The 25,711-nt window shown below is 42.5% G+C and carries 25 protein-coding genes; 11 read left to right on the top strand and 14 right to left on the bottom strand.

The genetic code is table 11. From position 1 onward, the window contains the following. Window positions 1-25: 25 nt before the first annotated feature. From BUC10_RS00545 to BUC10_RS00510, 8 genes are all read right to left on the bottom strand, one after another. On the bottom strand, window positions 26-2,497 hold the full coding sequence (locus BUC10_RS00545; RefSeq protein ID WP_073175975.1) for a TonB-dependent receptor domain-containing protein: 2,472 nt from the start codon (window positions 2,495-2,497) through the stop codon (window positions 26-28). Beyond that, entirely contained in the window at window positions 2,478-3,845 is a 1,368-nt protein-coding gene (locus BUC10_RS00540) for an HTTM domain-containing protein (protein WP_073175974.1), read from the bottom strand. Before BUC10_RS00540 ends, BUC10_RS00545 begins: the two co-directional genes overlap by 20 nt. Further along, on the bottom strand, window positions 3,845-4,999 hold the full coding sequence (locus BUC10_RS00535) for an imelysin family protein (RefSeq protein ID WP_073175973.1): 1,155 nt from the start codon (window positions 4,997-4,999) through the stop codon (window positions 3,845-3,847). Before BUC10_RS00535 ends, BUC10_RS00540 begins: the two co-directional genes overlap by 1 nt. A gap of 123 nt (window positions 5,000-5,122) precedes the next feature. Beyond that, window positions 5,123-6,418 carry a DUF4856 domain-containing protein gene (locus BUC10_RS00530; protein WP_084732489.1) on the bottom strand — a complete coding sequence of 432 codons (1,296 nt, stop codon included), beginning with the start codon at window positions 6,416-6,418 and terminating at the stop codon, window positions 5,123-5,125. 144 nt (window positions 6,419-6,562) lie between these two features. Next, on the bottom strand, window positions 6,563-7,426 hold the full coding sequence (locus BUC10_RS00525; RefSeq protein WP_073175972.1) for a hydroxymethylglutaryl-CoA lyase: 864 nt from the start codon (window positions 7,424-7,426) through the stop codon (window positions 6,563-6,565). Window positions 7,427-7,447: 21 nt separating this feature from the next. Next, the gene (locus BUC10_RS00520) at window positions 7,448-8,107 is read right to left on the bottom strand and encodes a LysE family translocator (protein WP_073175971.1); all 660 of its coding nucleotides are present in this window, start codon (window positions 8,105-8,107) and stop codon (window positions 7,448-7,450) included. A gap of 1 nt (window position 8,108) precedes the next feature. Continuing rightward, the gene (locus BUC10_RS00515; protein ID WP_073175970.1) at window positions 8,109-9,149 is read right to left on the bottom strand and encodes a quinone-dependent dihydroorotate dehydrogenase; all 1,041 of its coding nucleotides are present in this window, start codon (window positions 9,147-9,149) and stop codon (window positions 8,109-8,111) included. Window positions 9,150-9,203: 54 nt separating this feature from the next. After that, on the bottom strand, window positions 9,204-9,623 hold the full coding sequence (locus BUC10_RS00510; RefSeq protein WP_131819026.1) for a hypothetical protein: 420 nt from the start codon (window positions 9,621-9,623) through the stop codon (window positions 9,204-9,206). 83 nt (window positions 9,624-9,706) lie between these two features. Here BUC10_RS00510 and pepT point away from each other — a divergent pair, with 83 nt between their 5' ends. After that, the gene (gene pepT / locus BUC10_RS00505; RefSeq protein WP_262493176.1) at window positions 9,707-10,975 is read left to right on the top strand and encodes a peptidase T; all 1,269 of its coding nucleotides are present in this window, start codon (window positions 9,707-9,709) and stop codon (window positions 10,973-10,975) included. Between the two features lie 51 nt (window positions 10,976-11,026). Here pepT and BUC10_RS00500 read toward each other — a convergent pair whose 3' ends face one another. From BUC10_RS00500 to nusB, 4 genes are all read right to left on the bottom strand, one after another. Next, complete coding sequence (locus BUC10_RS00500) at window positions 11,027-12,373, bottom strand: Gfo/Idh/MocA family protein (RefSeq protein WP_073175968.1); 1,347 nt, start codon at window positions 12,371-12,373, stop codon at window positions 11,027-11,029. An 81-nt stretch (window positions 12,374-12,454) separates the two neighbouring features. Continuing rightward, a complete protein-coding gene (yajC, locus tag BUC10_RS00495) occupies window positions 12,455-12,742 on the bottom strand; it encodes a preprotein translocase subunit YajC (protein ID WP_073175967.1) in 288 nt (95 codons plus the stop codon). 19 nt (window positions 12,743-12,761) lie between these two features. Further along, window positions 12,762-13,241 carry a DUF1573 domain-containing protein gene (locus BUC10_RS00490; protein ID WP_073175966.1) on the bottom strand — a complete coding sequence of 160 codons (480 nt, stop codon included), beginning with the start codon at window positions 13,239-13,241 and terminating at the stop codon, window positions 12,762-12,764. 40 nt (window positions 13,242-13,281) lie between these two features. Further along, complete coding sequence (nusB, locus tag BUC10_RS00485; protein ID WP_073175965.1) at window positions 13,282-14,229, bottom strand: transcription antitermination factor NusB; 948 nt, start codon at window positions 14,227-14,229, stop codon at window positions 13,282-13,284. Between the two features lie 181 nt (window positions 14,230-14,410). Between nusB and BUC10_RS00480 the strand changes: the two genes are divergently transcribed. From BUC10_RS00480 to BUC10_RS00445, 8 genes are all read left to right on the top strand, one after another. Beyond that, window positions 14,411-16,162 (top strand): ABC transporter ATP-binding protein, encoded by a 1,752-nt coding sequence (locus BUC10_RS00480; RefSeq protein WP_073175964.1) that lies wholly within the window; start codon window positions 14,411-14,413, stop codon window positions 16,160-16,162. 78 nt (window positions 16,163-16,240) lie between these two features. Further along, entirely contained in the window at window positions 16,241-16,612 is a 372-nt protein-coding gene (locus BUC10_RS00475; protein ID WP_073175963.1) for a PUR family DNA/RNA-binding protein, read from the top strand. Window positions 16,613-16,700: 88 nt separating this feature from the next. Beyond that, window positions 16,701-19,220 (top strand): M14 family zinc carboxypeptidase, encoded by a 2,520-nt coding sequence (locus BUC10_RS00470; protein WP_073175962.1) that lies wholly within the window; start codon window positions 16,701-16,703, stop codon window positions 19,218-19,220. Window positions 19,221-19,284: 64 nt separating this feature from the next. Further along, window positions 19,285-19,830 (top strand): dihydrofolate reductase family protein, encoded by a 546-nt coding sequence (locus BUC10_RS00465; RefSeq protein WP_073177016.1) that lies wholly within the window; start codon window positions 19,285-19,287, stop codon window positions 19,828-19,830. 142 nt (window positions 19,831-19,972) lie between these two features. After that, window positions 19,973-20,983, top strand: coding sequence for a hypothetical protein (locus BUC10_RS00460; protein WP_073175961.1), 1,011 nt, complete (start codon window positions 19,973-19,975; stop codon window positions 20,981-20,983). Window positions 20,984-21,000: 17 nt separating this feature from the next. Then, the gene (locus BUC10_RS00455) at window positions 21,001-21,567 is read left to right on the top strand and encodes a thioredoxin family protein (RefSeq protein ID WP_073175960.1); all 567 of its coding nucleotides are present in this window, start codon (window positions 21,001-21,003) and stop codon (window positions 21,565-21,567) included. 9 nt (window positions 21,568-21,576) lie between these two features. Beyond that, window positions 21,577-21,897: a cupin domain-containing protein gene (locus tag BUC10_RS00450; protein ID WP_073175959.1), complete on the top strand. Its 321-nt coding sequence runs from the start codon at window positions 21,577-21,579 to the stop codon at window positions 21,895-21,897. 9 nt (window positions 21,898-21,906) lie between these two features. Then, a complete protein-coding gene (locus BUC10_RS00445) occupies window positions 21,907-22,428 on the top strand; it encodes a GNAT family N-acetyltransferase (protein WP_073175958.1) in 522 nt (173 codons plus the stop codon). Here BUC10_RS00445 and BUC10_RS00440 read toward each other — a convergent pair whose 3' ends face one another. Beyond that, entirely contained in the window at window positions 22,429-22,971 is a 543-nt protein-coding gene (locus BUC10_RS00440; RefSeq protein ID WP_073175957.1) for a YfiT family bacillithiol transferase, read from the bottom strand. A gap of 164 nt (window positions 22,972-23,135) precedes the next feature. Between BUC10_RS00440 and BUC10_RS00435 the strand changes: the two genes are divergently transcribed. Both BUC10_RS00435 and BUC10_RS00430 read left to right on the top strand, forming a co-directional pair. Then, window positions 23,136-23,774, top strand: coding sequence for a peroxiredoxin (locus BUC10_RS00435; RefSeq protein WP_073177015.1), 639 nt, complete (start codon window positions 23,136-23,138; stop codon window positions 23,772-23,774). Window positions 23,775-23,865: 91 nt separating this feature from the next. Continuing rightward, the gene (locus BUC10_RS00430) at window positions 23,866-24,060 is read left to right on the top strand and encodes a cold-shock protein (protein WP_055397609.1); all 195 of its coding nucleotides are present in this window, start codon (window positions 23,866-23,868) and stop codon (window positions 24,058-24,060) included. Window positions 24,061-24,513: 453 nt separating this feature from the next. On the opposite strand, the gene BUC10_RS00425 is transcribed toward BUC10_RS00430, so the two are convergent. Beyond that, complete coding sequence (locus BUC10_RS00425) at window positions 24,514-25,446, bottom strand: peptidylprolyl isomerase (protein ID WP_073175956.1); 933 nt, start codon at window positions 25,444-25,446, stop codon at window positions 24,514-24,516. Window positions 25,447-25,711 lie beyond the last annotated feature (265 nt).

Below are 25,711 nucleotides of genomic sequence, written 5' to 3'. Positions count from 1 at the left end.
GTATCCTTCTTTAGGTATTGACCAATTACAATTTAATCTGAAGGGTGGTATAAAAAGTCCTTGGTTCTGCTGGAATGATTCCCGGTCCTGGGTACCCGGTTGCCCTTCTGGTAAAATAGCTGTTATCCAGCACATTGTTTATACCTGCCTCCAATCGGAATTTCTTAAAGGTATAGGATAGGGAAACGTCCATGATATCATAGGCTGGAATGGTTCCTTCAATACCCCGTTGATTATCATTTACATCTTGCGGAGCGTTGGTGGCATCGGTAAATTGTTCGGACAAATAAGTGTACTGCAGACTTCCCAAAAGGTTTCCATATCCAAAACTAAGCCCTGTTTTAAGATTTACCTTGGGAATGAATTCCACCTCATTTCCTTCCACATTATTCTCATCCGAAGATAGATACTCGGAATTTGTAAGCGCCAGATTTGCAAAATAATTCAATCTAAGTTTTTCATGGGCAGTAAATAATAATTCCTTCAAACTTAAATCGGCGAAACCCTCAAGTCCGTACATAAATGCCGTTCCTATGTTTCCGCGAAAACGAACTATTCGACCTGTTTCCACCAAATCCCCTTGTGCATTAACCCTGGTTTCGTTCCGAAGCACCTCCCCCAGTCTATCATCGTATAACAAGCCAAACGCACTGACATCGTAGTTCAAAAGTTGCCCTATCCGACCTCTTGCCCCTATGTCGGCCGTAAAGCCATCTTCATCCGAAATATTCTCATCCACTTGGAATGATGGATTGACCACTCGTATATCATTAAAGGTCACGGAACGATAGTTCTGAGAAAAATTGGCATATAACTCGGTATTGCCATTAAGTTTGTACGAAGCCCCAAGGCCAAGTAACAAAAAGCTTCGTTCAAAAGTTCTGTTATCCGGAATTTCCTCATTCAGCAATGGATTTCCCGCCAAGTCCAGCACAATGTTCCTGAAACTTCCCTCACTTTCGGTCTTGATATATTCAAATCGGAAACCTGGTGTCAATGAAAATTTGCTGGATAGATTAAAAATATTCTCGCCAAAAACGGCCAAATTCAAATTGGGGAAATTAAATTGGGACTGTCGTTCGTAATTAGGGAACTCCTCGGCAGCAAACTCAAATTCCGGAGTATCCAGATTGTTACCTGGCCCCTGCCTTTGGTCATTGTCCGATTGATAGTACTTTGCTCCCAGCAAGAGAACAGCGTCCTTCTCTTTGAGTTTATAGCGGGTCAACAAACGCCCTTCCGCTCCCCAATTCTGAAAATTATCTTGAAGCAGTTCCCTAGGCTCATTGGGGTCGTCCGACTGGGAAACACGGTTGGTTCTGAAACCCAAAGCATTTCGTGTGGCATCAAGAGTGAAGAGGTTAAGGCTAAAATCAGTTTTAGCAGAAAATTGATGGTCCAATTTTAAAGAAAAGAGCTTCCAATCCACATTAAACCAGTTTCTATCTCTATTACTGAAAGAGGGGTCCTCCAAAAATTGAACATCGGTAAGTCCTCCTGGTTGCTTGGTCAAATAGTTGAAAAAAGTGGTTTCGAATGTCAATTTGGTCTTATCTGATAATTGATATCCAAAGTGCCCGAAAAAATTTCGGCTATTAAAATTAGTGTTGGGCCTAAACCCGTTCCCTTCTTTGTAATTAAAATAGGTATAATAACTAAAGTCGCCCAAGGTGCCACTTAGACTGTTGAAACTGGTAAACAGGTCATAGGACCCCACGGTTTGTCTTGAAACCAGTTCCAATTTCTTGGATGGATTAGGTCGTTTAAACTTGAAGTTCACAAGACCTCCAAATTGTGGACCATACTGCAAAGAAGCTGCCCCACGAACCACTTGGATTTCGCTAAGGGCCTCTGCTGGGGGTGTATAGTAACTTTCCGGGTAACCTAGGGCATCAGCGCTAATATCATAGCCATTTTGCCTCACATTAAAATTAGCCGTGCGATTTGGGTCTAGTCCCCTTCCACCGATGTTCAATTGCAGGCCAGCATCCCCATTTTCGTAAATATTTAAACCTACGACCTGTCCATAAATCTGTCGGGCATTGTTGGCCGCCAAGTTTCCGGTGAGGTTTTCAATAAGTACTACCTCACTTTTTTTTCCGGCAAAAATTGCTGTCCCTTCAACTTTTTTTAGTTGTTGTAGCGCAAATACCTTTTCCCTTTCCTTGGTCAATACCACTTCCGAGAGCTGTTCGCCCAAGGGTTGAAGCGATAGTGCTTTGTTCACATCTCCCTGGACATCAACGGTCTGTTCCTTGACCCTATGACCGAAGGCAAAAACCACCACTTTGTATGTACCGGAAGGTACGTCCGAGAAATAAAAATTCCCGTTTTCCGAAGTTGTTTCCAATAGTTGAAGTTCGCTAATGTACACCTCGGCCAGGTCTATTGGGTTGGCTTCAACATCGGTGACAACCCCAGTAAAGTTGTGCTGTCCCCATGCTGAAGTACCTAAAAACACTAAAAAAATAAAATTCCTAAATCCCCTTGATTTCATCCTTAAATGGTAATATCCAAGTTTTATGTTTAAATGAGTCCCTTTCCTGGGTCAAATCCACGTTTGGGTCAATGTAGGGTTGGCTAAGTCTACCGTTTAGGGCTACAAAGCATTCTACATATACCGCTAAGTTTTTATGTCCGTCTTCTTCAAAATGATCCTTTAAAAAATGGGCATATTCAACAATGAAATCAGGTTGAAAAGACATTTGTTTTTCTTGGAAGGGGGTCAAAAAATCACGGTTGTCCACATAGAACCACTTACCAGTTTCCTTATTTACAATTTTAAATTGTGCATAACCTGATTTTTCCATCAGCATGACCCGCCATGAAAACCGATACCCCTCTTCGGTCCAAAACAGTTCTCCCGGATAGAGTAAATACCTCCACGGAAATAGCAACTGAACACCAAAGAAGATAACTAGTATTGTATGCTTAAGACGTTGGGTAAAAGTCGTCCCATATTCTAAGACCTTCCCATTATCATATTTTGCCTTGTTGATTTTGAACCATCTGGATAAAAAACCTAGAATCTTATGGTGCAGCTTTGGGTCAAAAAATATAAGGGCCGAAACGATCATGATATAGGGAAACATACCAATAGGGAACAACACACGGGTAACAACATGGAAAAAAACCACTAAAAAAAAGCCCAGATAGCGGGTTTTGGCGAACAACAACAAAAACGGAATGGCCAAATCGTAGAGTGCGCCTCCCCAGCTAAAACCGTAATGAATCCATTCTTTGCCCATTAGGTCGCCTATTAGGGGAATATCAAATTTTGAAGGCAACCATATTTTCAGTGGCATGGCCTCTATCAACCAATCCGAATTGAGCTTGGCAATCCCTGCATAGAAATATACCACTCCCAATAACAACTTAACACTATCAACAGTCCATCTAGGAATACGCTGAAAGGCTATTTTAGGATTTTTCCGAGCGTCTAGGGAAAAGTAGGCATTAACGGGCAAGAAGAACAACAAAAAGGAGAGCGCACTAATAAAGTAGTAATGGTTCAGATAAGTAGTTTTGTCCATGAGCTCTATATAGGTAAAGGACAAAAAGAAAAATAGCACGGAAGTACGGTATTTATACCCTAGGGCAATACCTACAGCGGCAAGGGCACAAATGACAAAAAGTACGTAAGTGAGTGATCCTATGGGTTTCACCCACTCAAAACCGTAATAGGAAAAATGGAAAGCAGGTTCCAAATACAGCTTTTCTATCCATCCATAGGCCCAAAACCGAATAATGCTGCCCAACATCATTAGGCCAAAAAAAATGCGAAAGACCGCCAAAGGGGCGGCCTCAACATCTTTGTTTAGGTATGTACTAAAGTTTAAAGGCATTAATCTCCATCTGCATCAACAAAATCAATACTAATGCTCATGGTCGATACCATATCCACTTTTAGCAAAGGCACCACAGCTTGTACCTGATCATAGGCCAAAAGCATATTGGTTGGTGGATCATTGTTTTCTATTTCTTCACGAAATGTACCTAACTCCCCAACAAGGTCTCTTGCTTCGTTAATTTGATCGTTGATCAGCTTGGTTAAATCCTCCCCATCCTTTACCGTGTTAAGGTCATCAAGATAAGAGGCCAAACTTTCCCCTGTGGTCGCCGAACCAAAATGCTTCCCATTAAAAAAATCTTGAACCGCACTTAGACCTTCTAGAAACAAGGCCTTACTAACATCCCCTTTATGAAAGGCCTCAAGGTTTTGCGGTAGAAGACTATTGGAGAAAACTCCCAATGGAATTCCCATTTTCCCTGCTCGGAGGAATTTTTCGTAATAGAAAATAAAGTCGTTTACGAAGCGATCTACGGAAGCCGTGGCAGACGACCCATCGTTGGAAACAAAGGTATTTCGATATGAACCTTCCCATTGGCCTACGACATCGTCTGTCAGCGACATCATATCCGACAGTATGGCATTGATGAAATCTTCTGTATTGGCAGCATCTGTACCGTTGGTCCAACGTTCCAACAAATCCGTATCGTTGGCATCTAAACCATTGAGGAGGTAATCCAAGGCTCCAAAACCCTTGGCATCTCTGTTTGCCGGAAGCGAAAGGTCAAAAGTTCCTGTCGTCAGGAATGAATCGATCAAATCGGTATCAGCGGGATAGGTGTTCATGTTCAATCTATATCCTGCCGACTCAGCTGGGCCAATCTCAAACATGGATACCCATTGCCAAGCTGTGTGAGCATCCAACCAAGCAACTCTAAAGTTTGTTAGATTCTCTTCCGTCTTATCAGCTGTAAAAGTGTTATATGCTTGTTGAAGTTCCGAAAGTTCCGATTGAAAAGCCTTGTATGAGGGAATAATGATATTGTCTGCCCAATTGGTCAACATGGCTCCACGGTCAAAGGTCACGGGAATCATATCATCACCGCCACCCATATCGTCATCGGTAGGTGGATTATCTGAAGACCCATCAGAAGAGCATGCCCAGATGGCCAAGGCTGCGATAAACAGAACATACCATTTTTTTCTCATCAACAATTATTTTTATTTATTCTAATTAAATAGGGGCCAAATATAGCAAAAGAGATGGCGTAGAACAAAATACCCATCTCTTTTTATTGAACTACTTAAAAGTCGAAACCTAAATATAAATTATTAGCTTCCTGCTTGCTCCACGGTGAAACTAAATCGTTCGGCTATAGATTCTGAAATCGCATCTAAGGTGGCAGGTTCCACATCCCAAAGTCCATTGGCTCCATCATCCATTAAATCGGCTAGGAAGGCATCCACCTCGGTCTTTGTAAAATATGGGTCGGTCGATCCTGGTTTGCGAGTAAACTGTAGACTATAGATAAAGCCATAACCCTCGGACAAATCGTGGAAACCACCGCCATAATCGGGATCCATTTGATCCAATGCGTTTTTACCTTGCTGCAAGTAATACACCGCGCGCACTCCGATTACTTGTGAAATCAATTCACGAAGTACATCCGCCTGCTCGTTTCGCACATCGTAATCTTTGGCTACGATTGCTGCCCTACCCAACTTCAACGCTTGGAAAATATCGTCAGTGATACCTGCGAAGTCATCATCTCCTTCTACACGACCAATATATTTGTTCAAAAAACTATCATCATCTCCAATGGTTGGTCTGGGATCAGTAAGGTCAGCAGCGGTGCCAAATGCATAGCCGTAAGCTTCATCCCAATCATGCTCCATATCAGTATAATTTTTTCCATCCACCAAGGTTTCCGCATCGTTGGCGTCAGCAAAAGCATCCAATACATTTGAACTGGTATAGTTGTTCAATATTTGGTCCACCATCAAGGCGCCAATAAGCGATTTATTGAACAATTGATTCATTTCAAGTCCTTTTCCGGTAACATATCTTGTGGAAGAACCATCTGCAAGCTGACCAGCGGTACCTGCCGCCGCCGCTGTATTCCAGTTTGGGTACACTTCGTCCACTTGGGTTTGGATCCAACCTTCAAAATCTGCCCTGATCAATGCCTGATCGGTGGCATTGTTGGAAAAGAAATCGAATGATGCAGCTGTTTTGCTACGCACACTTTTGTCCGAAGCATTCAATTCGGCATTGAAGAAATCGTTGTTCCCCTCCTCATGAGCAAACATTGCATTCATAACTGTTGCCAAGGTATTCTCGGCCTTAAGTGTGTCAATAATTTCCTCTGCCATTAGAATTCTAGTGGTTTGTCCAGTAAAACTCACAGAGCTTTCACCGTTACGCTGGAATACATAGGTTGCCGGGTTATCAATGGATGCCTCACAAGGTTGGCAAGCAGTTCCTCCACAATCCACTCCTTCTTCATCGCCATTCATTTCTCCATCCGTGCAAGTTGCAACCGGATCTACAGGATCATTATCATCACTAGAACAGGAAGCTGCAAGCGCAAGAGTCAATCCTAACACAAAAAGTCTTTTCAATACCATTTTTAAAGTTTATTTAGATTAGATATAAATAGTAAGATAGCGCAAATATATCCCCCCTTTTTATTCAATGCAAATTTTATTTAGATTTAATTTAAATAAAATTAAAGCTTAACATTGTGGTAATGCGGAATGATGAAAACGAGGTCAGTGATACATCGAAAACAGTTCTGTCGCCTTGTTGTACGCGGCCTCAAAAACCATCCAATTCACCCCTGTTTCTGCCTTTTGGGCAGTGAAGTATGACAACATCTTTTCGGTGGGCATGTTCCCGGTTAGCTCATCTTTTGCCATTGGGCAGCCACCAAAACCTTGCACCGCTCCGTCAAATCTTCGGCAACCGGCCTTATAGGCCGCATCTACCTTTTCGTGCCATTTGGTGGGGGTTGTATGCAAGTGTGCCCCAAATTCTATTTCCGGATATTTGGGAATCAGGTTGGAAAAAAGATAATCAATGACCTCCGGCGTGGAACTTCCAATGGTATCCGATAACGACAGAATCGTGGCTCCCATAGCCGAAAGTTTCTCCGTCCACTCCCCAACTATTTCAACATTCCATGGATCGCCATAAGGGTTTCCGAATCCCATGGATATGTAGGTGACCACCTGCTTGTTGTGAGCTTGGGCCAATTCCAAAATCCGCTGCAGTATTTCAACGGATTGAGCAATGGTTTTATGGGTGTTCCGCATCTGAAAGTTTTCAGAAATGGAAAACGGATAGCCCAAATAAGTGATTTGAGGATGTTTGCACGCATCTTCAGCCCCTCTTGTGTTCGCCACTATGGCCAGAAGTTTGCTCTCTGTTTTGGACAAATCCAAACGACTCAGCACCTCGGCCGTGTCCGTCATTTGAGGAATGGCCTTGGGAGAGACAAAGCTTCCAAAATCAATGGTATCGAATCCGCAGCCCAATAGCGATTGAATATATCGCACCTTTTCATCCGTTGGAATAAAGGTCTTTATGCCTTGCATGGCGTCCCTTGGACATTCTATGAGTTTGATTTTGGACATAAACCGCCCCTAAAATTACCATTATTTATCCGATAGCAGGAGATACGCCGCTATTCCCACAAAAACAACAATTTGCAGCCATTTGAGGTAGACTCCGGTTTTTGGGTTCCGATGTAAAAAACCCGAAATATTTCCTGCCAACAGGGCAACCAATCCAAAGATGATAAAGGCAACCAGCATAAAAAGCAGGCCCAGTACATAAAACTGAATTACCGGACTGAGCGATTCACTAAAAAGAAAACCGGGAAAAAAAGCAAGAAAAAAAATGGTCACTTTGGGATTCAGGACGTTCATCACAAAGCCTTTCCAAAACATGTCTGGATGATTTATGCTAGATTCCTGTTGACCTTCCAATGAGATGGTTGCATCGCTTCGAAAAACTTTAACCGCCAAATACAGCAGATACAAGGCTCCAAAAAGCTTAATCCCAAGAAATAACATATCGCTTCTCTTGATGATTTCAGAAACCCCGAAGGCGAGCAAGCTGGTATGCACCAAGCAACCACTAACCAATCCTAAAACTGTTACCAAACCCGCTTTAACCCCATTGGATATGCTTTGAGCAAGAACAAAAATATTATCCGGGCCAGGTGATATGGCCAAAGCGGCTGAAGAAACCATAAAACCAATCAAGATGCTATAGTTGATAGTTTCAAAAAACAAGGGGTAATGACCCAACATGCTAGGATTTTTGCGCCAAGATAGCCTTATTAATTTTTTTGATCAAGGAAGGGCCTTCGTACACAAAACCTGTATAGAGTTGCACCAAATCAGCTCCTGCTTCAAGTTTTTCCAGGGCATCTTCGGGGGTATGGATACCGCCCACACCAATAATAGGGAACGCCTTCCCGCTTTTTTCCGATAAAAACCGAATGACCTCCGTGCTCCTTCCGGTCAATGGTCTTCCGCTCAACCCACCTTTTTCCTCGGTCTGAATCAAGTGGGACTTAAGTCCCTTTCTATCAATGGTGGTATTGGTAGCTATAACACCAGCGATTTTGGTATTTTTTACAATATCAACAATGTCCAACAACTGGTCATCACTCAAATCCGGTGCAATCTTGAGCAAGATGGGCCGCTCTTTGAGCTGAAGCTTTTTGGCCATCTTGGCATTTTGTTTATTGAGTTTCTTTAGCAACGCAGTCAATGGTTCCTTATCCTGCAATTCCCGGAGTCCCGGAGTATTCGGCGAGCTTACATTTACCACAAAATAGTCTACGTGCTCAAAAAGTGCCTCAAAACAAATTAAATAATCTTTTATGGCCTTATCATTTGGTGTAAGCTTATTTTTGCCAATATTACCGCCAATTAACACCCTATGCTTCTTTTTTAGCTGCTCGGCAGCCTCAAATACACCCTTGTTGTTAAATCCCATTCGGTTGATAATCGCCTGATCTTCCAACAATCTGAACAATCGTTTTTTAGGATTCCCCGCTTGCGGTTTAGGGGTCAAGGTCCCAATTTCCACGAAGCCAAATCCAAAATTCGAAAGTTCATTGTATAAAATGGCATCCTTGTCAAATCCTGCCGCAAGGCCAACGGGATTTTTGAATTTTAAGCCAAATACCTCGCGTTCCAACCGAGGATCATTGAATCCAAACAGTTTCCGAAAAAGAGGTCCAAATCCCAATCTGGAAAGCACCTTCACCGCCTTGAACGAAAAATGGTGGGCAGTTTCAGCATCAAGGAGAAAAAGTATGGGTCGGATGAGGAACTTGTACATTGGGAAAATTTTGGACAAAAATATAAACTCTACCTACAGAATTTTAGAAATCGGTTATTTTTCGTTGTCTGACCTATTCACATAAATTGGACGCAGTGTCAATTGATTGCAGAGTTCGATATATAAGTTGTATTGTGCTTCGTTGAAAATGGTAAGCAGGCGCTTGTCCAACATTCTGAGGTTTTGTTTCATACTATCCAACAAATCCCTGTATTTGTATGACATGGCCATCAAGTCCTCTGGGGAAGCCTGTGCCTGTCTCTTAAGAAGATATTTGGCCTGGTCCTTTAGAATATCGTTTCTGACCTTCAGTTCGGCCGACCAGTTTTCCAAGTTTTCCTTTTGGGACTCACTCAGTTGGAATACCTCAGTGATGGTTTCATCATCTTGCCCGCCGATGCCAAGAAAACATTCCTGTTGCCCATAAGCTGACCAGCCCAGGCACATCAAAAAAGAAAGTACTATAGGTTTCAATTGATTGGTTTTTAGCAATTGGGGAATTTAGGTTTTCAATTATAGATTTTGCTAAAATCACGATTGAATAAACATTATTTTTGATGAAACGCACTTTAATGGAGAAATTACTACCCCGTTTTTTAGAATATGTATCCATCGATACCCAGAGTGATCCCTATTCAAAAACAACCCCCAGTACAAAAAAACAGTGGGATCTGGCCAAGAAATTGGTTCTGGAGCTTCATCAAATTGGAATGCAGGAAGTGGCCATTGATGAACACGGGTATATCATGGCCACGCTCCCCAGCAATGTTGACCAAAATGTACCCACTATCGGGTTCATATCCCATATGGATACCACTCCAGATTTTAGCGGTAGAAATGTAAAGCCACAGATTATTGAAAACTATGATGGCAAGGACATTGTCCTTAACAAAAACAAAGATTTGGTGCTTTCCCCAAATTATTTTGAAGATTTAGAACTCTATATCGGTCAGACCCTAATTACTACGGATGGCACCACCTTATTGGGTGCAGATGATAAAGCAGGGATTGCCGAAATTATTACCGCCATGGAATATCTTGTGAACCACCCAGAAATTAAACATGGTGAGGTTCGCATAGCCTTTACCCCGGATGAGGAAATTGGAAGGGGAGCGCATAAATTTGATGTGGAAAAATTCCGAGCCGAATGGGCCTACACCATGGACGGTAGCCAAGTAGGGGAATTGGAGTATGAAAATTTTAATGCAGCCGGAGCCAAAATTGAAATTGAAGGTAAAAGCGTTCATCCTGGTTATGCCAAGGGAAAGATGGTGAACGCAACAGGAATTGCCAATGAAATTCTAAGTCTTCTTCCCCCTAGAGAAGTGCCAGAGCATACTTCGGACCTGGAAGGTTTTTTTCATGTGTACAGGGTCAAAGGTGAGATTGAAAGCGCCGAAATTGAATTGATTATTAGGGACCATGATGCTTCCCATTTCGAAGCCAGAAAACAGCTTTTGAAGGATATCACCGAAAAATTGAACAAAAAATATGGTAACTGCGTCCATTTGACCATAACGGACCAGTATCGGAACATGCGCGAAAAGGTGGAACCGGTCTTCCACATTGTTGAAATTGCTCAGGAAGCCATGGAGTCATTGGGCATAGAACCTATTATAAAGCCCATTCGAGGCGGAACAGATGGTTCTCAACTAAGTTTCATGGGACTCCCCTGCCCCAACATTTTTGCTGGAGGCCATAATTTCCATGGTAAATACGAATATGTACCTTTAGAAAGTATGGAAAAGGCGGTAAAGGTCATTGTGAAAATCTGTGAGCTGACCGCCGTTCAAATACGAAAGGGTCGAAAAAAGGGCAAAAATTGAGATCGGTTTCAAAATGCGCCTTCACTAAATGACCCTATCTGGTCTATCCGCTTACTTGTTGGGCAGCATCCAACCGTTGTGGTATTCATTTTGAAGAAGCGCATTGGCCTGCTCATTTCCAAACTGCCGCTTTTCGGAATCCCAGAACAAACGTTGACCAGATTTATAAGCCACATTGCCCATATGACATACCACCGCGGTATCATAGCCTACTTGTATTGGGGCATTCAATATGGCGGATTTTCTGCTTTTCACCGCTTCCAAAAAATTGGCCGTATGTAAATCCAAGCCATTGGCCTCGACGGTTTGTAAAGGAATTGCTTCCATTTTTGGCCCGTTATTTTGGTTCCAATTGGGCCTATCCTTTTCAGGAATCACTTCCCAACCTCCCCGATTCAAAACCAAGGTACCGTTGTTTCCAATAAAGGCAATCCCATGGTCACGGCCATAATTTCCGCCATCAATGCCTGTCGCGTGTTCCCAAAGCAGTGAAAATCCATCAAACTCATAAACTGTCTGTAGTGTGTCCGGGGCCTCCTGAGCGTCATTTGGGTAGGCAAATTTTCCTCCCAATGCCATGACCGATTTTGGATTGGCGACTTTCATTCCGTACAGTGCATAATCAATAAGGTGCACTCCCCAATCCGTCATCAATCCCCCGGCATAGTCCCAAAACCATCTAAAATTAAAATGGAACCTGTTTTTGTTAAAAGGTCGTTCCGGCGCGGGACCCAACCACATCTTATAATCTACCCCATCCGGTACTGGACCGTCTGGGACCTTTGGAATCGACTGCATCCACCCTTGATAGGCCCATGCTTTCACCAAACGTATTTGACCCAATTTACCGGAATGGACAAAATTGATGGCGTCCACAAAATGAGGTTGGCTTCGCTGCCATTGCCCAATTTGAACCATACGGTCACTAGTATTGACCTTGTTAAGCATAGCATCACATTCTGCTATGGAGTTGGCAATGGGCTTTTCACAATAGACATCCTTTCCGGCATCTACGGCATCCAACAATTGAAGACAGTGCCAATGGTCCGGAGTACCTATAATCACAACATCCAAATCCTTGTCCTCCAGCATTGCTCGATAATCCCCGTACCACTTCGGTTTTTTGATTTCGGCTTTCCCAAGAGCTTCGGTTTTTGCAGCAAGGACATTCTTATCCACATCGCAAAGGGCCACAACTTCCACTTCGCTATTTTTTAAGATGGACAACAGATTGGCAAAGCCCATACCATTGCAACCGATCAATCCCACCTGAATTCTATCGTTGGGGCTGGTTTTTTTTCGGATAGTGGCCAAGAGTTCTGGCGGAAATAATAATGAAGCTCCTATTCCAGCTGTAAGCAAGGAGCCTTGTTTGATAAATTGTCTGCGATTGCCCATGATGGTAGATTTTGACCTTAAAATACAAAAAGCCCCTTGAAAAACTTCAAGGGGCTCAGTATCTTATTGTTGGGAACCTAATTATTTCTTGGCGGGCGCAGCTAATTTTCTACTCATCTCCATTGAAATGGCGGAGCGATCAAATTTAAGTCTCCCGGCCATGGTTTCAATTACACAGGAAAAATCCTTGTCGTTGAGTTCCACTATTTTTCCGTGAAGACCACTTTTAGTGATGATACGATCTCCTTTTTTAAGTTCCGAAGCAAACTTTTTCTCATCCTTCTGACGCTTGATCTGTGGGCGAATCATAAAAAAGTACGCTACCACGAAAATCAGCATCAAAGGTAAAAACTGTCCTATATTTTCCATTTGAGGTTTTTGGTTCTATCTATTTTACAGGGCCTGCCTGAGCTGCGTTCTTTGGGTTTACGAACGCTTTAATTCGCAATAGCTCAGTACCCTTGTCCGTATTGGCCGTTACGGTCACCGTTTTGGTCACCTGGTTCTGGCCAGACCCGTTGAACTTCACCAAAAGCTCGCCTGTTTCTCCTGGGGCAATAGGTGTGTTCTTTGGGTATTCGGGAACGGTACAACCGCAGCTACTCTTAGCATCGGTAATAATCAAAGGGGCATTCCCGGTATTGGTAAATTTAAAGGTTGTTTCTTGTGCTGTACCTTGGGTAATGGTACCAAAATCGTGCTCTTGTTTTTCAAAACTCATAACTGGAAGCTGCTTTTGAGCCTCATCCCTGTCAGATGCATTCTCCACGTTGTCGGCAACTATCTTGTTGGATGCCTTATCCTTGCAAGAAATTCCCACAAGGCCAACAGCTAAGATCAAACTTAAAATTGTTGTTACTCTTTTCATATTAAAAAAATTATTTCTTCAAAATTAATCAAATTAAAATTTACCGAAGTCCCCGTCCCATTTTTTGTAGTTGACCTGTGGATTTATATTCTTTAGCCAATTTATCCAACACGCCATTTATAAAGATGCTGCTTTTGGGGGTGGAATACTCCTTAGCGATTTCCAAGTATTCATTCAATGTAACCTTCTCCGGAATAGACGGGAAATTGAGCAATTCACAGATGGCCATTTTCAGGATAATGGAATCTATTTCCGCAATTCGGTCGTTGTCCCAATTGGGCGTTTTTCCTTCAATTTCCTTTTCCCATTTGGCATCGTTCAACAAGGTCTTGGTCAACAAATCATTGGCATAGACCATATCTTGCTCATCCTTGAGCAAGGATGGAAGGAAGAAAGAATCGTTGGAAGATTCCGATGCTTTTTTCAACCTCTTCACCAAAAAGGTGTTTACAATCGGTATATCATCAACCCAGGTTAACTTATCATCCTCGAAATACTCATAAATCTTCTCGTTTGGAGCGATGATATTTCGATACAACTGTATGACCACACCCTTGTCTTCCTCATATCCATTTTCGGAACTTGACATATATGCTTTGTAGATGTCGCTGGCCACAACCTCCTTGTAGACAATCTTTATATACTCCTCGTTGAGGTACCAGTTGTTCAGTTTTCGCTTGGAAAGTTCTTTTTGAAGTAAAGCGTTGCCGCCAATCTGGGCCAATAGTTTGTTGTTAACAAACCTTGATGGGTCTGGATAGCCGTCTTCCTCCGTTGCCAAATACTTTTTTGAAGCATGTGCCGCATGCTTTTCAGCCAATTTCTGCAGCTCAATTAAAAGGCTAAGTATCAAAAGATAGAGCACATACATGTTCTCTATGCTCACTTTTAGGAACTTTTCCTGTTTCTCCAAAGAATCGTCCTTGGACTGGATCAGCGCATAAATACACTGCATCACTTTTACTCTGATATGCCTTCTGGTAAGCATTTTTAAAGAACTTTTAAAGTCGTTTGTTGGCTTTTACTGCGCAAAAGTAATCTTATATTTCAATCCATCCTATGAAAGTTGTTTTCTTATCAGTTTTATAACATTTACTTTGTGGGCAATCCCATATATTTGCTGAATTGTCATCAAAGAAAGACCGCTAAAAACCAAGCTTTCCCCTCCTATGAAGGAACTCAAACACCTCAATAAGTATTTCAAAAAATACTGGTTCAAACTCTTTATTGGGATTCTGATCACCATTATTGCGCGTGTTTTTTCCCTGATCATGCCCTCTTATGTCAACAAATCAATTCAGGCCATCGAAGGCTTCGTTGGCAACACTATTTCCAAAAGTGCCGCCAAGGGATTGTTGTTCGAATACATTCTGATCATTGTAGGTGCCGCCCTGCTATCCGGGCTTTTCACCTTTTTAATGCGCCAGACCATTATCAACGTCTCCCGTTATATCGAATTTGATCTCAAAAATGAGGTTTTCGATCATTACCAAAGACTCAATCTAAGTTTTTATAAAAAAAATAGGATCGGGGACTTAATGAATCGAATCAGTGAGGACATCAATCAGGTCCGTATGTACGCGGGACCCGCAATCATGTACGGTATCAACACCCTTACCATGTTCGTGTGCATCATTCCCTTGATGTTTATTAAGGCACCTACTTTGGCAGCCTACACGCTAATTCCACTGCCTATTCTGTCCGTTTTGATTTATCAGATTAGTAAGATTATCCATAAACGTAGCACAAAGGTGCAGGAATTTTTATCCAGCCTGTCCACCTTTACCCAAGAGTCGTTTTCAGGGGTAGCGGTCATTAAAGCATATGCCTTAGAGCCCAAAATTAATGCCGAACTGGAAGATTTGGCCCAGGAGGGTAAGGATACCAGTATGGACTTGGCCAAGGTAAATGCATGGTTCTTCCCCTTGATGATTTTGCTCATTGGCATCAGTAATATTTTTGTGATCTATATCGGCGGAAAGCAATACATCAATGGTGATATCGCCTCCATAGGGATCATTGCCGAGTTTATTCTCTATGTGAACATGCTTACCTGGCCAGTGGCCATTGTGGGGTGGCTCACCTCCATTATCCAGCGCGCTGAAGCTTCCCAAAAAAGAATCAATGAATTTTTGCACGAACAACCTTCTATCCAGAACGAGGTCGAAATAGCAACGCCGGTAACGGGCGCCATCGAATTCAAAAATGTATCCTTTACCTATGAGGACACCAATATTACAGCACTTAAAAACATTTCGTTCCAAATCAAAGCTGGGGAAACTGTGGCTTTCCTAGGAAAAACGGGTTCTGGTAAATCCACTATTCTGGATTTGGTATCGCGTTTGTACGATGTTTCTTCAGGAGAAGTTCTTATAGATGGTACTCCAATCCGAAACCTCAACCTGAACAGCCTTAGGAGTGCTGTTGGGTCAGTTCCCCAAGATGCCTTTCTTTTCTCCGACACTATTGAGAACAACATTAAGTTTGGGAATGAGAATGCATCTTTTGATGATATTGTTACTGTGGCCAAAAAAGCGGTAGTCCACGAAAATATTGAGGGCTTCACCCAACAATACAACACCATTTTGGGAGAACGTGGAATTACCTTAAGTGGAGGTCAAAAGCAACGTGTCTCCATTGCCAGGGCTTTACTTAAAGACCCACAAATCTATCTTTTTGATGATTGTCTTTCCGCTGTGGACACAGAGACAGAAGAAGAAATCCTCAACAATTTGAAGGAAGTCTCCGAAAATAAAACAACCCTTATTGTTAGCCATAGGGTGTCATCCGCGAAGAACGCGGACAAGATCATTGTGCTGGAAAATGGTGAAATTATCCAGGAAGGAACCCATACCGAATTAAACAATACTGATGGGTATTATAAAGAGCTCTACCTGAACCAACTCTCTGAGAAAGAATAGGAAAAAAGTTGCTGGATTAGCATTTTTTTTACATTTTTGGTAGAATTATTCACTATTGCACTAAACACACTTGACTATATGAGGGAGAAAGACATAATGGATCAAGAAGAGATTTACTCCAAAGTCCTAAGAGCCGGAAGAAGAACTTACTTTTTTGATGTAAGGAGCACAAAAGCCGGGGATTACTACCTAACTATCACAGAGAGCAAGAAGTTTACCCATGACGACGGCTCTTTCCATTACAAGAAACATAAAATCTATCTGTATAAAGAAGATTTTACCGCATTCAAGGAAATCATGGAGGAAATGATGGATTACATCATAGATGAAAAAGGTCTAGAGGTCATTTCAGAGAGACACCAAAAAGATTTTAAAAAGGAAGAGGAAACACCTATCAGTGAAAATGGAACCACTGAAAACTTTACCGACGTGGATTTTGATGATATTTAAGTCCTAAACCTTTAAAAAAACCATAAAACGGCCTGCAATGCGCAGGTCGTTTTTTATTTTTAGTGCTGACTAATTCTAATACGATCTTATGAAACATCTCTACTTTCTGTTGTTGGCCATTTTTAGCGTACAATTATCCGCCCAACAGGTAAATCTGGATTACTATGTGCCGCAGAACGTAAGCTATGACGTCAACATACCCAAGCCAGCCCATGTGATTGGCCATGAAGTGGGCGAATGGCATGTGACCCACGACAAGTTGGTGTTTTATATGAAGCAATTAGCAGCTTCCAGCAATCGCATCACCATCGAAGACAGGGGTAAAACATTTGAGGGAAGGCCCCTTCCTTTGCTTACCATTACCTCTCCCAAAAATCATCAAAATATTGAGTCCATCAGGCAACAACATCTTCAACTCACCGAAGGGAACGGGAATTTGGACACCTCCAATATGCCTATTGTGGTCTATCAGGGCTTTTCCATCCATGGTAATGAGCCCAGTGGCTCAAACGCTGCTCTGGCGTATGCCTATTATTTGGCCGCCGCTGAGGGCCCTGAAGTTGAAACTATGTTGGACAATATGGTTGTTTTGCTAGATCCCTGTTTTAACCCCGATGGGTTACAACGTTTTGCGTATTGGGCCAATGTCCATAAAAGCATCAACCTGAACGCGGACAACAATGAAAGGGAGTACCATGAGGTATGGCCCGGTGGCCGAACCAACCACTATTGGTTTGACATGAACCGTGACTGGCTTCCGGTGCAACTGCCCGAGAGTCGAGCACGCATTGAAACCTTTCACAAATGGATGCCCAACATCTTGACCGACCATCATGAAATGGGCACCAACTCTACCTTTTTCTTTCAGCCTGGTGAGTCTTCGAGGGTGAATCCTTTGACACCGCACATCAATCAAGATTTGACTCGGGAAATCGGCACTTACCATGCCAAGGCCTTGGACAAAATAGGTTCCCTCTACTATTCCGAAGAAAATTATGACGACTACTACTACGGCAAAGGTTCCACCTTTCCTGATGTTAACGGTAGCATTGGAATCCTGTTTGAACAAGGAAGTTCCAGGGGTCACATTCAGCAAAGCGAAAATGGCATCTTGACCTTTCCTTTCACAATAAGAAATCAATTCACCACGGCTGTCTCTACCGTGGAGGCTGCCAAGAATATGCGAACAAAACTGTTGAATTACCAGCAGAAATTCTATCGCGACATGAAAGGGGAAGTCAGTCGAAATAGAACCAAGGCCATTGTGTTCGGCGATAGTAAAGATGCTGCCAAGACCTATCATTTGGCCGAAATTCTGAACCGACACAAAATAAAATTTCATGAACTGGCAAATGATGTTACCATCTCGGGCAAAAATTATAAAAAGGGATACAGTTATGTTGTTCCAATGAACCAGAAGAATCCTAGATTGATCCAGGCTATGTTCGAAAAACGAACCACATTCAAGGACAGCTTATTCTATGATGTATCCGCATGGACATTTCCATTGGCCTTTAATTTGGATTATGCCGAGCTCAACTCCCTTTCCAATGCAGGGCAGGAGGTCACGGATTTTAAAGCGCCGCAAGGCGGGGTCAGTCAAAAGAGCAATTATGCCTATTTATTTGAGTGGCACGAATACTATACGCCAAAAGCGCTGAACCAAATAGTACAGAAAGGATTACGGGCCAAAACGGCCAAGTCGCCCTTTACCCTAGATGGTAAAACCTATGATTATGGCACCATAATGGTCCCCGTTCAAAACCAAAAGTTGGATGCCGACGCACTTTATAATTTTCTATCAAAAGTTGCCAAAGAAAGTCATATTAAGATTACGGCGGTCTCCACCGGGCTTACCAGAGGGATTGACTTGGGAAGCAACGATTTTGATCCTGTAAAAAAGCAAAAAGTTGGACTTTTGGTGGGTGATGGTGTGCGCTCCTACGATGCAGGTGAAATATGGCATTTGTTCGATACCAGATATGATATGAAAATCACCAAACTGGATACCCGCTATTTTGATTCTGTGGATTTGGACCAATACACCGATTTGATCTTACCTAGTGGCTGGGGCAATAAAATTTTGGATAAAAAAGGAGCAGACAAAATCAAAGCATGGGTGAAAGCAGGCGGAACCGTTATCGGTTTCCGAAATACCGCGCATTGGATGAACACCCATGAATTACTGAAAGTGAAATTGAAGAAGGACACTTTGGTGGCCAAGAACATCCCTTTTGATCAAAAGAACGACTATACCGGTGCACAAGTTACGGGTGGGGCTATTTTTGAAACCAAGATAGACCGTTCACACCCAATAAACTACGGATACAAGAACAATAAATTGGCTATGTTCCGAAACACCAATATCTACTTGGAACCGGAAAAGAACAGTTATGACAATCCCATTCAGTACACCAATGACCCATTATTGAGCGGGTACATTTCCGAGGAAAATGCCGAGTTGATCAAAAACAGCGTTCCCTTTAAAGTTTGCAAAATGGGCAAAGGCCGAGTGATTATGTTTACGGACAATACCAACTTTAGGGCTTTTTGGTATGGCACCAATAAGCTTTTGATGAATGCCATTTTCTTTGGGGATATGATGTAGCGAAATGGCCAATTGAGGATTTTAAATGTTGAATATAATGTTCGACAAGACTACACATTCATTTATGGAAAAGAAAAACAGCGTGTTTATAGGAACCAGTTTGGACGGTTATATTGCCGACAAAGATGGCGGACTGGACTGGTTGGATATGATTCCGAATCCTGATGGGGAAAGTATGGGTTACTATGAATTCACGGCAAATATTGATGCACTGGTCATGGGGCGCACGACTTTTGAAACTGTTGTTGGTTTTGATGTGGAATGGCCGTATACCAAACCCGTTTTTGTCCTCAGCAATACAATGGATTCCATTCCCACGAGTCATGAAGCGAAAGCATTCTTGGTGAAAGGACCCTTGACAGATGTTTTGGAACAAATCCATCAAAAAGGATATCACCACCTCTACATTGATGGCGGTGCTACCATTCAAAGCTTTTTAAGGGAAGACTTAATTGATGAAATCATCATTACCACAATTCCCATTTTGCTGGGCGGTGGCCATTCCCTGTTTGGCGTACTGACCAAGCCCTTGAATTTTGAGTTGGTTGAGTCCAAGGTGTTCCTAAACCAATTAACTTGTCGACACTACCGTAGAAAACGACACGGCTAAGTTTTGCGACTTGAAAATAGTAATTGGAGTTAACCAGAAACCAAACTGAATTCACCACTTTAGTTTGCGTTGACGCTCTCTGTTGTTTTACTATCTTTAACCTATCCCCAACTGTCATTTGAAAACCAACAATTAAGTATACATGCGGATAAAGACGTTTTCAATCCAGATCTTCAGTTTGGCTTTTGCACTGACCATTTCCACTTCGTTTGCACCTGTGACCGAAGATAGTTTTGGGGTAGTAAAGGAAACACAATCCTTGTCATTCAATACAGATGGCCTGTTCAATGCTGAGTTCTTTGACTACATTTTTAGAGGGCAGTTCGAAAATGTAAAACTAACTCGGGAAGACAATCAATTTTTGATGCTTTTTGAGCAATACCTTCGAACTTTTGGCAGGCAATGCCCAAACAACCTACCTTCTTCCAAGGTAGAAATCATGAATTGGGTCTGCGCCACTGAGGAAGTAATCACTAACGGCTATGGTATCGAAACCAGCAGAACCTGCATCGACTGGACCACTGTGGGTTCCGGCTTATATGCAAGAAGAGACTTATACGCAGCCAAACTCAGCGTGGAAAAAATCCAGAGCGCGGAGGTATTTCGCAATACCTTGGCCCAAATGGCCGATCCCAATGCAATAGGTAATTCTGTGGATATGATTCATAAGACCAACGGCATACGAAACGACATGGCACAACTTTTCAGCCTAAACCGATGTGATAGCCCTGGGGTGCGCAGGTTTGAGGAAAATCTAAAGGCATTTGCGCTGAACCAGCCGGGAATTCGTATGAAAGAAGCCAGCAAGTACACCACAATGAAAGTATCGGGAGGTCCTACCGGAAGTCAAAACCTTTCCAGGCTAGTGGATGACCTCGTAACCAACCATTCAAAAACCTGGGCATTCAATAGGTACGTCTCGGGAAGTATTTCTGGTCTCACCGTCCAATCCAAAGATAGCCAGGGAAGACCAAGGGAGTTAAATGCCAATTACAGATATAAGGGTTTTGGTGCCAGCGCAGCAGGATCGGTCCGGGTCACCTTTGACAATGGATTACCCAAATGTATTTATTTCTTTGACTTTCCAAACAATTGTAAAACACCAAACAGCAGTATCGTTGCCTCCTATGCGCAAGGCAATTACGCAAACTGAAAAAAAACACAAATGCCATGGCAAGAACCCCCAGTAATATGTTGGCCTTGGGCACCAAGGCCCCAGATTTTAAACTTACAGACACGGTAAGCGACACGGAATTAACGCTTCAAGAACTGAAGGGTGAAAAAGGAACGGTTGTAATGTTCATCTGTAACCACTGCCCTTTTGTGATCCATGTGAACCCGGAAATTTCCAAATTGGGAAAGGAATATCAGGCAAAGGGAATCGGCTTTGTGGCCATTTCCAGTAACGACGTGGTCAATTATCCGCAGGATGCGCCACATCTTATGAAGCAAAATGCAAAAGATGAGGGTTATTCCTTCCCCTATCTTTATGACGAGACCCAAGAGGTGGCCAAGGCCTATGACGCGGCCTGTACCCCTGATTTTTATCTGTTTGATGCAGATTTGCAGCTGGTGTACCGTGGTCAACTGGACGATTCAAGACCAGGGAACGGCATGCCATTAACAGGTAACGATCTCAGAAATGCAATGGATGCCCTTCTTTCAGGAAATGAAATCAATAGTAACCAAAAACCAAGTATTGGGTGCAACATCAAATGGGCCGATAATCAGTTCTAAATTATTGTTATGCGAATTACTACAACAGAAGCCCTGAATAAGTTGACCGCGCAAGAAAGTCCATTTAAGATGCTTTTCACACATGGTTCCCTGGAAGTGGAGATCTATAAACCCGAAAAAGTAGACCTTCAACAACCGCATACCCGGGACGAGATATATGTGGTGATTTCCGGCACCGGAGAATTCCTGAACAATGGTGTCCGAACCAATTTTGGCCCTGGGGATTTCCTCTTTGTACCAGCTGGGGTCGAGCATCGCTTTGAAAACTTTACGGATGATTTTTCTACCTGGGTGTTTTTCTATGGCCCTGAGGGTGGGGAAAGCCCATAATTTGTTTGTATGGAGATTGTTTTAGAACCGCTTGTCCAATCGACAATAAGCACTTATGTTTCCGTAGGAACACAATCCTACAAGGAACATTATCTGCATCTATGGGAAAATCAGGACCCCGCTCCCTACATCAGCAGAAGTTTTACCCAGCAGGTGGTAAAGGAGGATATGGCGAATCCCAATCTAAGGCATTTCCTAGTCAGGACCGGTGAATGCGTTGCCGGTATCGTTAAATTGGTATTGGATTCGCCCTTGGACGAGCATAGTTCCAAACAGAGCTTGTTAGCTCAAAAAATATATCTCCTTAAAGCCTACTCCGGTCAAGGTTTGGGTAAAAAAGTATTGACCCAAATTGAAGCGTATGCCAAAGCGTTGGGAAAGGAGATTTTATGGTTGGATACCATGCAGAAGGGGAGTCCCATTCAATTTTACCTCAAAAACGGGTTCAAAATTAAAAAGGAAAGTGAACTTACCCTGCCCCATGCGGTTCCCGAGGAAAAACCGATGTGGGTGCTCACCAAACAGTTGTGATTACCAACCTTCTCGTTGGATCAAATTTGCAATGTGTGTAAAATGATGACTGCCATGCCAGGCATATCGACCAATATTTTCTTCTAAGGTGGTTTCCTCATTTCCATCAGGGTGGGTGAACTTTCTCTGAAGTTGTTCCCTAGTAAGCCCCTTTAACAAATACACCAATTTAACATGTACGGCCCGCAAATGATCTAATGACATTTGGATAGGGGCAGATTGTGTATCGAACAGTTGGGCCCATTCTTTTTCAAAATAGGGTTTGATAGTTGGATTATCCTCTGTTAACCCCCATTTAAAACGAATGTAGCTATTATGATGGCTGTCTGAAATATGATGCACAAGCTGTCGTACCGTCCATCCTCCTGGCCGGTATGGGGTTCCCAATTGTTCTTCGGTCAATGGAGAAACCATGTTTTCCAATCGCTCCGGGAGATGCTCCAGAGCCGTTATCCATTCATCCAAATGTTTATCCGTAATTGTTTCAGGTGCCTTAAACGTTCCTATAGGATACCGTAATTGTTCCATGCTATCTTTTTCCATACGCTAAAAGTAGCAAACTTTATTCTTGAAAAAATCACAAATCATGATGAAAATCATTTGGCATACCCAAACTTTAATACAGTTTTAACTGCCTCAGAATGGGCATGAAAAACAATCCACTAATTTTGTGTGGAATTATTATATCAATTAAAAAAACAATATTTATGGCAACTCTTCGATTGGGCGATATCGCTCCCGATTTTACAGCAGAAACCTCTCAAGGCACCTTGAACTTTTATGAATATTTAGGTGATGGATGGGGCATTCTTTTCTCGCACCCAGCAGATTTCACTCCTGTTTGCACCACAGAACTTGGAACCGCCGCCAAGTTCAAGGATGAATTTGAAAAACGCAATGTAAAGATGATGGCCTTGAGCGTGGATGGTGCCGCATCCCACGCAGAATGGATCAAGGATATCAACGAAACACAAAATACTGTGGTCAACTTTCCTATTATTGCCGATGAGGACAGAAAGGTTTCCGATTTATACGACATGATCCATCCCAACGCCGACGACACCTTAACTGTACGTTCTGTATTTATCGTAGGACCGGACAAAAAGGTGAAATTGATTTTGACCTATCCAGCTTCCACGGGTCGTAATTTTTACGAATTGCTTCGCGTTGTGGATTCGCTTCAATTGACGGCCTATCACAAGGTAGCCACTCCAGCAAATTGGGAAAGCGGAGAAAAAGTAGTTGTTAGTCCTGCCATACCTACGGCAGAGGCCAAGGAACTATTTTCCAAGGGTGTGGAGGAAGTTAAACCCTACTTGAGATTAACCCCTGATCCAACGGTTTAATCGCTTGGTTTCGGAAAAAAATCAAAAAAACCTTAAATCCGAATAAATTAAACGTACCTTCGCGGCTGATTTAATTATTTAACATTTAACAATGAGTAAAGGAACAGTAAAATTCTTCAATGATTCCAAAGGTTATGGATTTATCACCGAAGAAGGTTCAAACACAGATCACTTTGTACACGTTTCAGGTTTAATCGATGAAATTAGAGAAGGTGACGCAGTAGAATTCGAACTACAGCAAGGTAAAAAAGGATTGAACGCCGTAAACGTACAAGTTATAGATTAAGGTAACAGCACACTTTTTTATACAAACCCAGGCCTAGGCCTGGGTTTTTTCTTTCCAATTTTGTTTAAGGATTACGCAACCTATTCTACTTTTTTAATCTAATTCTTAAACAAACACTGTTTCCCCTTCAACCATTAAACATAAAATTACGATGAGCACCTTCTTTGTAATCCTGTCCATTTTATTGGCCGTCAATCTCATTTTACTGCTGATCAGCGTCAACAGTTCAAAAAAATAGTACAATATAGTAGGGTATTTCTCCGTTGAGTTGTTAACAGACTGAAAGTAGATTAAACACAAAACCATTAAACAATCCTCAAATGGGCACTTTTTTTACGGTATTACTCTTACTATTGTTACTGAACCTTTGCTTATTGCTGGTCAGTGTGAACAGAACAAAATAAAAAAGCCTCCGTACGGAGGCTTTTTTTATGCTTTCGAAGCAGGCTGGCCCTACTTTACATCCATTAACTCTACATCGAATATCAACGTAGCATCCGGAGGAATAACCCCACCAGCTCCAGCACTGCCATACGCCAATTGGGAAGGTATTACAAAACGGGCCTTGTCGCCAACCTTCAACAGACCAATTCCTTCGTCCCAACCAGGAATTACCTGACCAACACCCAAGGTAAAATCTATGGGTTGATTTCTGCTGTATGAGGAATCGAAAACCTGTCCGTTGGTCAAACTTCCCTCGTAGTGAACGGAAACCGTCTTTCCCTTTTCAGCTTTGATCCCACTACCCTCTTGGATCATTTTATATCGAAGGCCGCTTTCGGTCTTTTCAAAACCAGCAGCCAATTTTTCCATTTCGGCCTCGGCTTTGGCCTTAGCTTCTGCAATTCGTCTTTCTCGTGCACCTTCGAAAGTTCGGAACGCCTCAATCGCATTCCAAGCTTCAGCTTCAGCACCTACTCTTACAATTTCCAACGTATCAATGCCGTCTCCCTGGGCAATAGCATCCACAACCTCTTGTCCATGTGCGACATGTCCGAAAACCGTATGCTTGTTGTCTAACCATGGCGTGGCCACATGGGTGATAAAAAACTGGCTTCCATTGGTTCCAGGCCCTGCATTGGCCATGGATAACACACCTGGCCCTTCATGCGTAAGATCATCATGAAACTCATCGTCAAACTTATAACCTGGATCTCCTGTTCCGGTGCCTTGGGGGCATCCGCCTTGGACCATGAAATCAGCAATCACCCTATGGAATTTAAGTCCATCATAATAAGGTTTCCCTTGCGGTTTGGCTGAATTTTCCATATTTCCCTCGGCCAAGGCCACAAAGTTACCTACCGTTCCAGGAGTTTTATCGTGGGTCAATTTTACCAAAATTTCCCCTTTTGTAGTATTGAATTTTGCGTAGATTCCGTCTTGCATTCTTCTTGATTTTTAGATTATTCGAACGTAAAGGACTTCGAATTTAAGGCTGCAAAGGTAGGGGTTTTTATGTGGCTGGCGCAACTTTGATAGCGTAAGTACTATATTCGTGGAGAAGTTTTATATTCCTATTGTTTACGGTTTCCCATACAATTTAAGTTAAGGGGAAGCGTTGAGTTTCCACAACCCTTTTGTTATTCGCGGAATCCAGATAACTCCGCACTTGTCATCAATATTTGCACTTATGAATTTATCCAAATTAAGC

The organism is Flagellimonas flava, from assembly GCF_900129665.1.
GTDB lineage: Bacteria > Bacteroidota > Bacteroidia > Flavobacteriales > Flavobacteriaceae > Flagellimonas > Flagellimonas flava.
Note: the sequence above shows the minus strand (reverse complement) of the source record. Positions and strands in the feature narration are given on the sequence as shown.

Coding starts and splice junctions, on each gene's coding strand:
- BUC10_RS00480 (WP_073175964.1), top strand. CDS start 14,411: ATGAAGGAACTCAAACACCTCAATAAGTATTTCAAAAAATACTGGTTC.
- nusB (WP_073175965.1), bottom strand. CDS start 14,229: ATGCTTACCAGAAGGCATATCAGAGTAAAAGTGATGCAGTGTATTTAT.
- BUC10_RS00435 (WP_073177015.1), top strand. CDS start 23,136: ATGGCAACTCTTCGATTGGGCGATATCGCTCCCGATTTTACAGCAGAA.
- BUC10_RS00455 (WP_073175960.1), top strand. CDS start 21,001: ATGGCAAGAACCCCCAGTAATATGTTGGCCTTGGGCACCAAGGCCCCA.
- BUC10_RS00515 (WP_073175970.1), bottom strand. CDS start 9,149: ATGTACAAGTTCCTCATCCGACCCATACTTTTTCTCCTTGATGCTGAA.
- BUC10_RS00440 (WP_073175957.1), bottom strand. CDS start 22,971: ATGGAAAAAGATAGCATGGAACAATTACGGTATCCTATAGGAACGTTT.
- BUC10_RS00465 (WP_073177016.1), top strand. CDS start 19,285: ATGGAAAAGAAAAACAGCGTGTTTATAGGAACCAGTTTGGACGGTTAT.
- BUC10_RS00445 (WP_073175958.1), top strand. CDS start 21,907: ATGGAGATTGTTTTAGAACCGCTTGTCCAATCGACAATAAGCACTTAT.
- BUC10_RS00540 (WP_073175974.1), bottom strand. CDS start 3,845: ATGCCTTTAAACTTTAGTACATACCTAAACAAAGATGTTGAGGCCGCC.
- BUC10_RS00500 (WP_073175968.1), bottom strand. CDS start 12,373: ATGGGCAATCGCAGACAATTTATCAAACAAGGCTCCTTGCTTACAGCT.
- BUC10_RS00535 (WP_073175973.1), bottom strand. CDS start 4,999: ATGAGAAAAAAATGGTATGTTCTGTTTATCGCAGCCTTGGCCATCTGG.
- BUC10_RS00425 (WP_073175956.1), bottom strand. CDS start 25,446: ATGCAAGACGGAATCTACGCAAAATTCAATACTACAAAAGGGGAAATT.
- BUC10_RS00430 (WP_055397609.1), top strand. CDS start 23,866: ATGAGTAAAGGAACAGTAAAATTCTTCAATGATTCCAAAGGTTATGGA.
- BUC10_RS00490 (WP_073175966.1), bottom strand. CDS start 13,241: ATGAAAAGAGTAACAACAATTTTAAGTTTGATCTTAGCTGTTGGCCTT.
- BUC10_RS00470 (WP_073175962.1), top strand. CDS start 16,701: ATGAAACATCTCTACTTTCTGTTGTTGGCCATTTTTAGCGTACAATTA.
- BUC10_RS00475 (WP_073175963.1), top strand. CDS start 16,241: ATGAGGGAGAAAGACATAATGGATCAAGAAGAGATTTACTCCAAAGTC.
- pepT (WP_262493176.1), top strand. CDS start 9,707: ATGAAACGCACTTTAATGGAGAAATTACTACCCCGTTTTTTAGAATAT.
- BUC10_RS00530 (WP_084732489.1), bottom strand. CDS start 6,418: ATGGTATTGAAAAGACTTTTTGTGTTAGGATTGACTCTTGCGCTTGCA.
- BUC10_RS00450 (WP_073175959.1), top strand. CDS start 21,577: ATGCGAATTACTACAACAGAAGCCCTGAATAAGTTGACCGCGCAAGAA.
- BUC10_RS00525 (WP_073175972.1), bottom strand. CDS start 7,426: ATGTCCAAAATCAAACTCATAGAATGTCCAAGGGACGCCATGCAAGGC.
- yajC (WP_073175967.1), bottom strand. CDS start 12,742: ATGGAAAATATAGGACAGTTTTTACCTTTGATGCTGATTTTCGTGGTA.
- BUC10_RS00460 (WP_073175961.1), top strand. CDS start 19,973: ATGCGGATAAAGACGTTTTCAATCCAGATCTTCAGTTTGGCTTTTGCA.
- BUC10_RS00545 (WP_073175975.1), bottom strand. CDS start 2,497: ATGAAATCAAGGGGATTTAGGAATTTTATTTTTTTAGTGTTTTTAGGT.
- BUC10_RS00520 (WP_073175971.1), bottom strand. CDS start 8,107: ATGTTGGGTCATTACCCCTTGTTTTTTGAAACTATCAACTATAGCATC.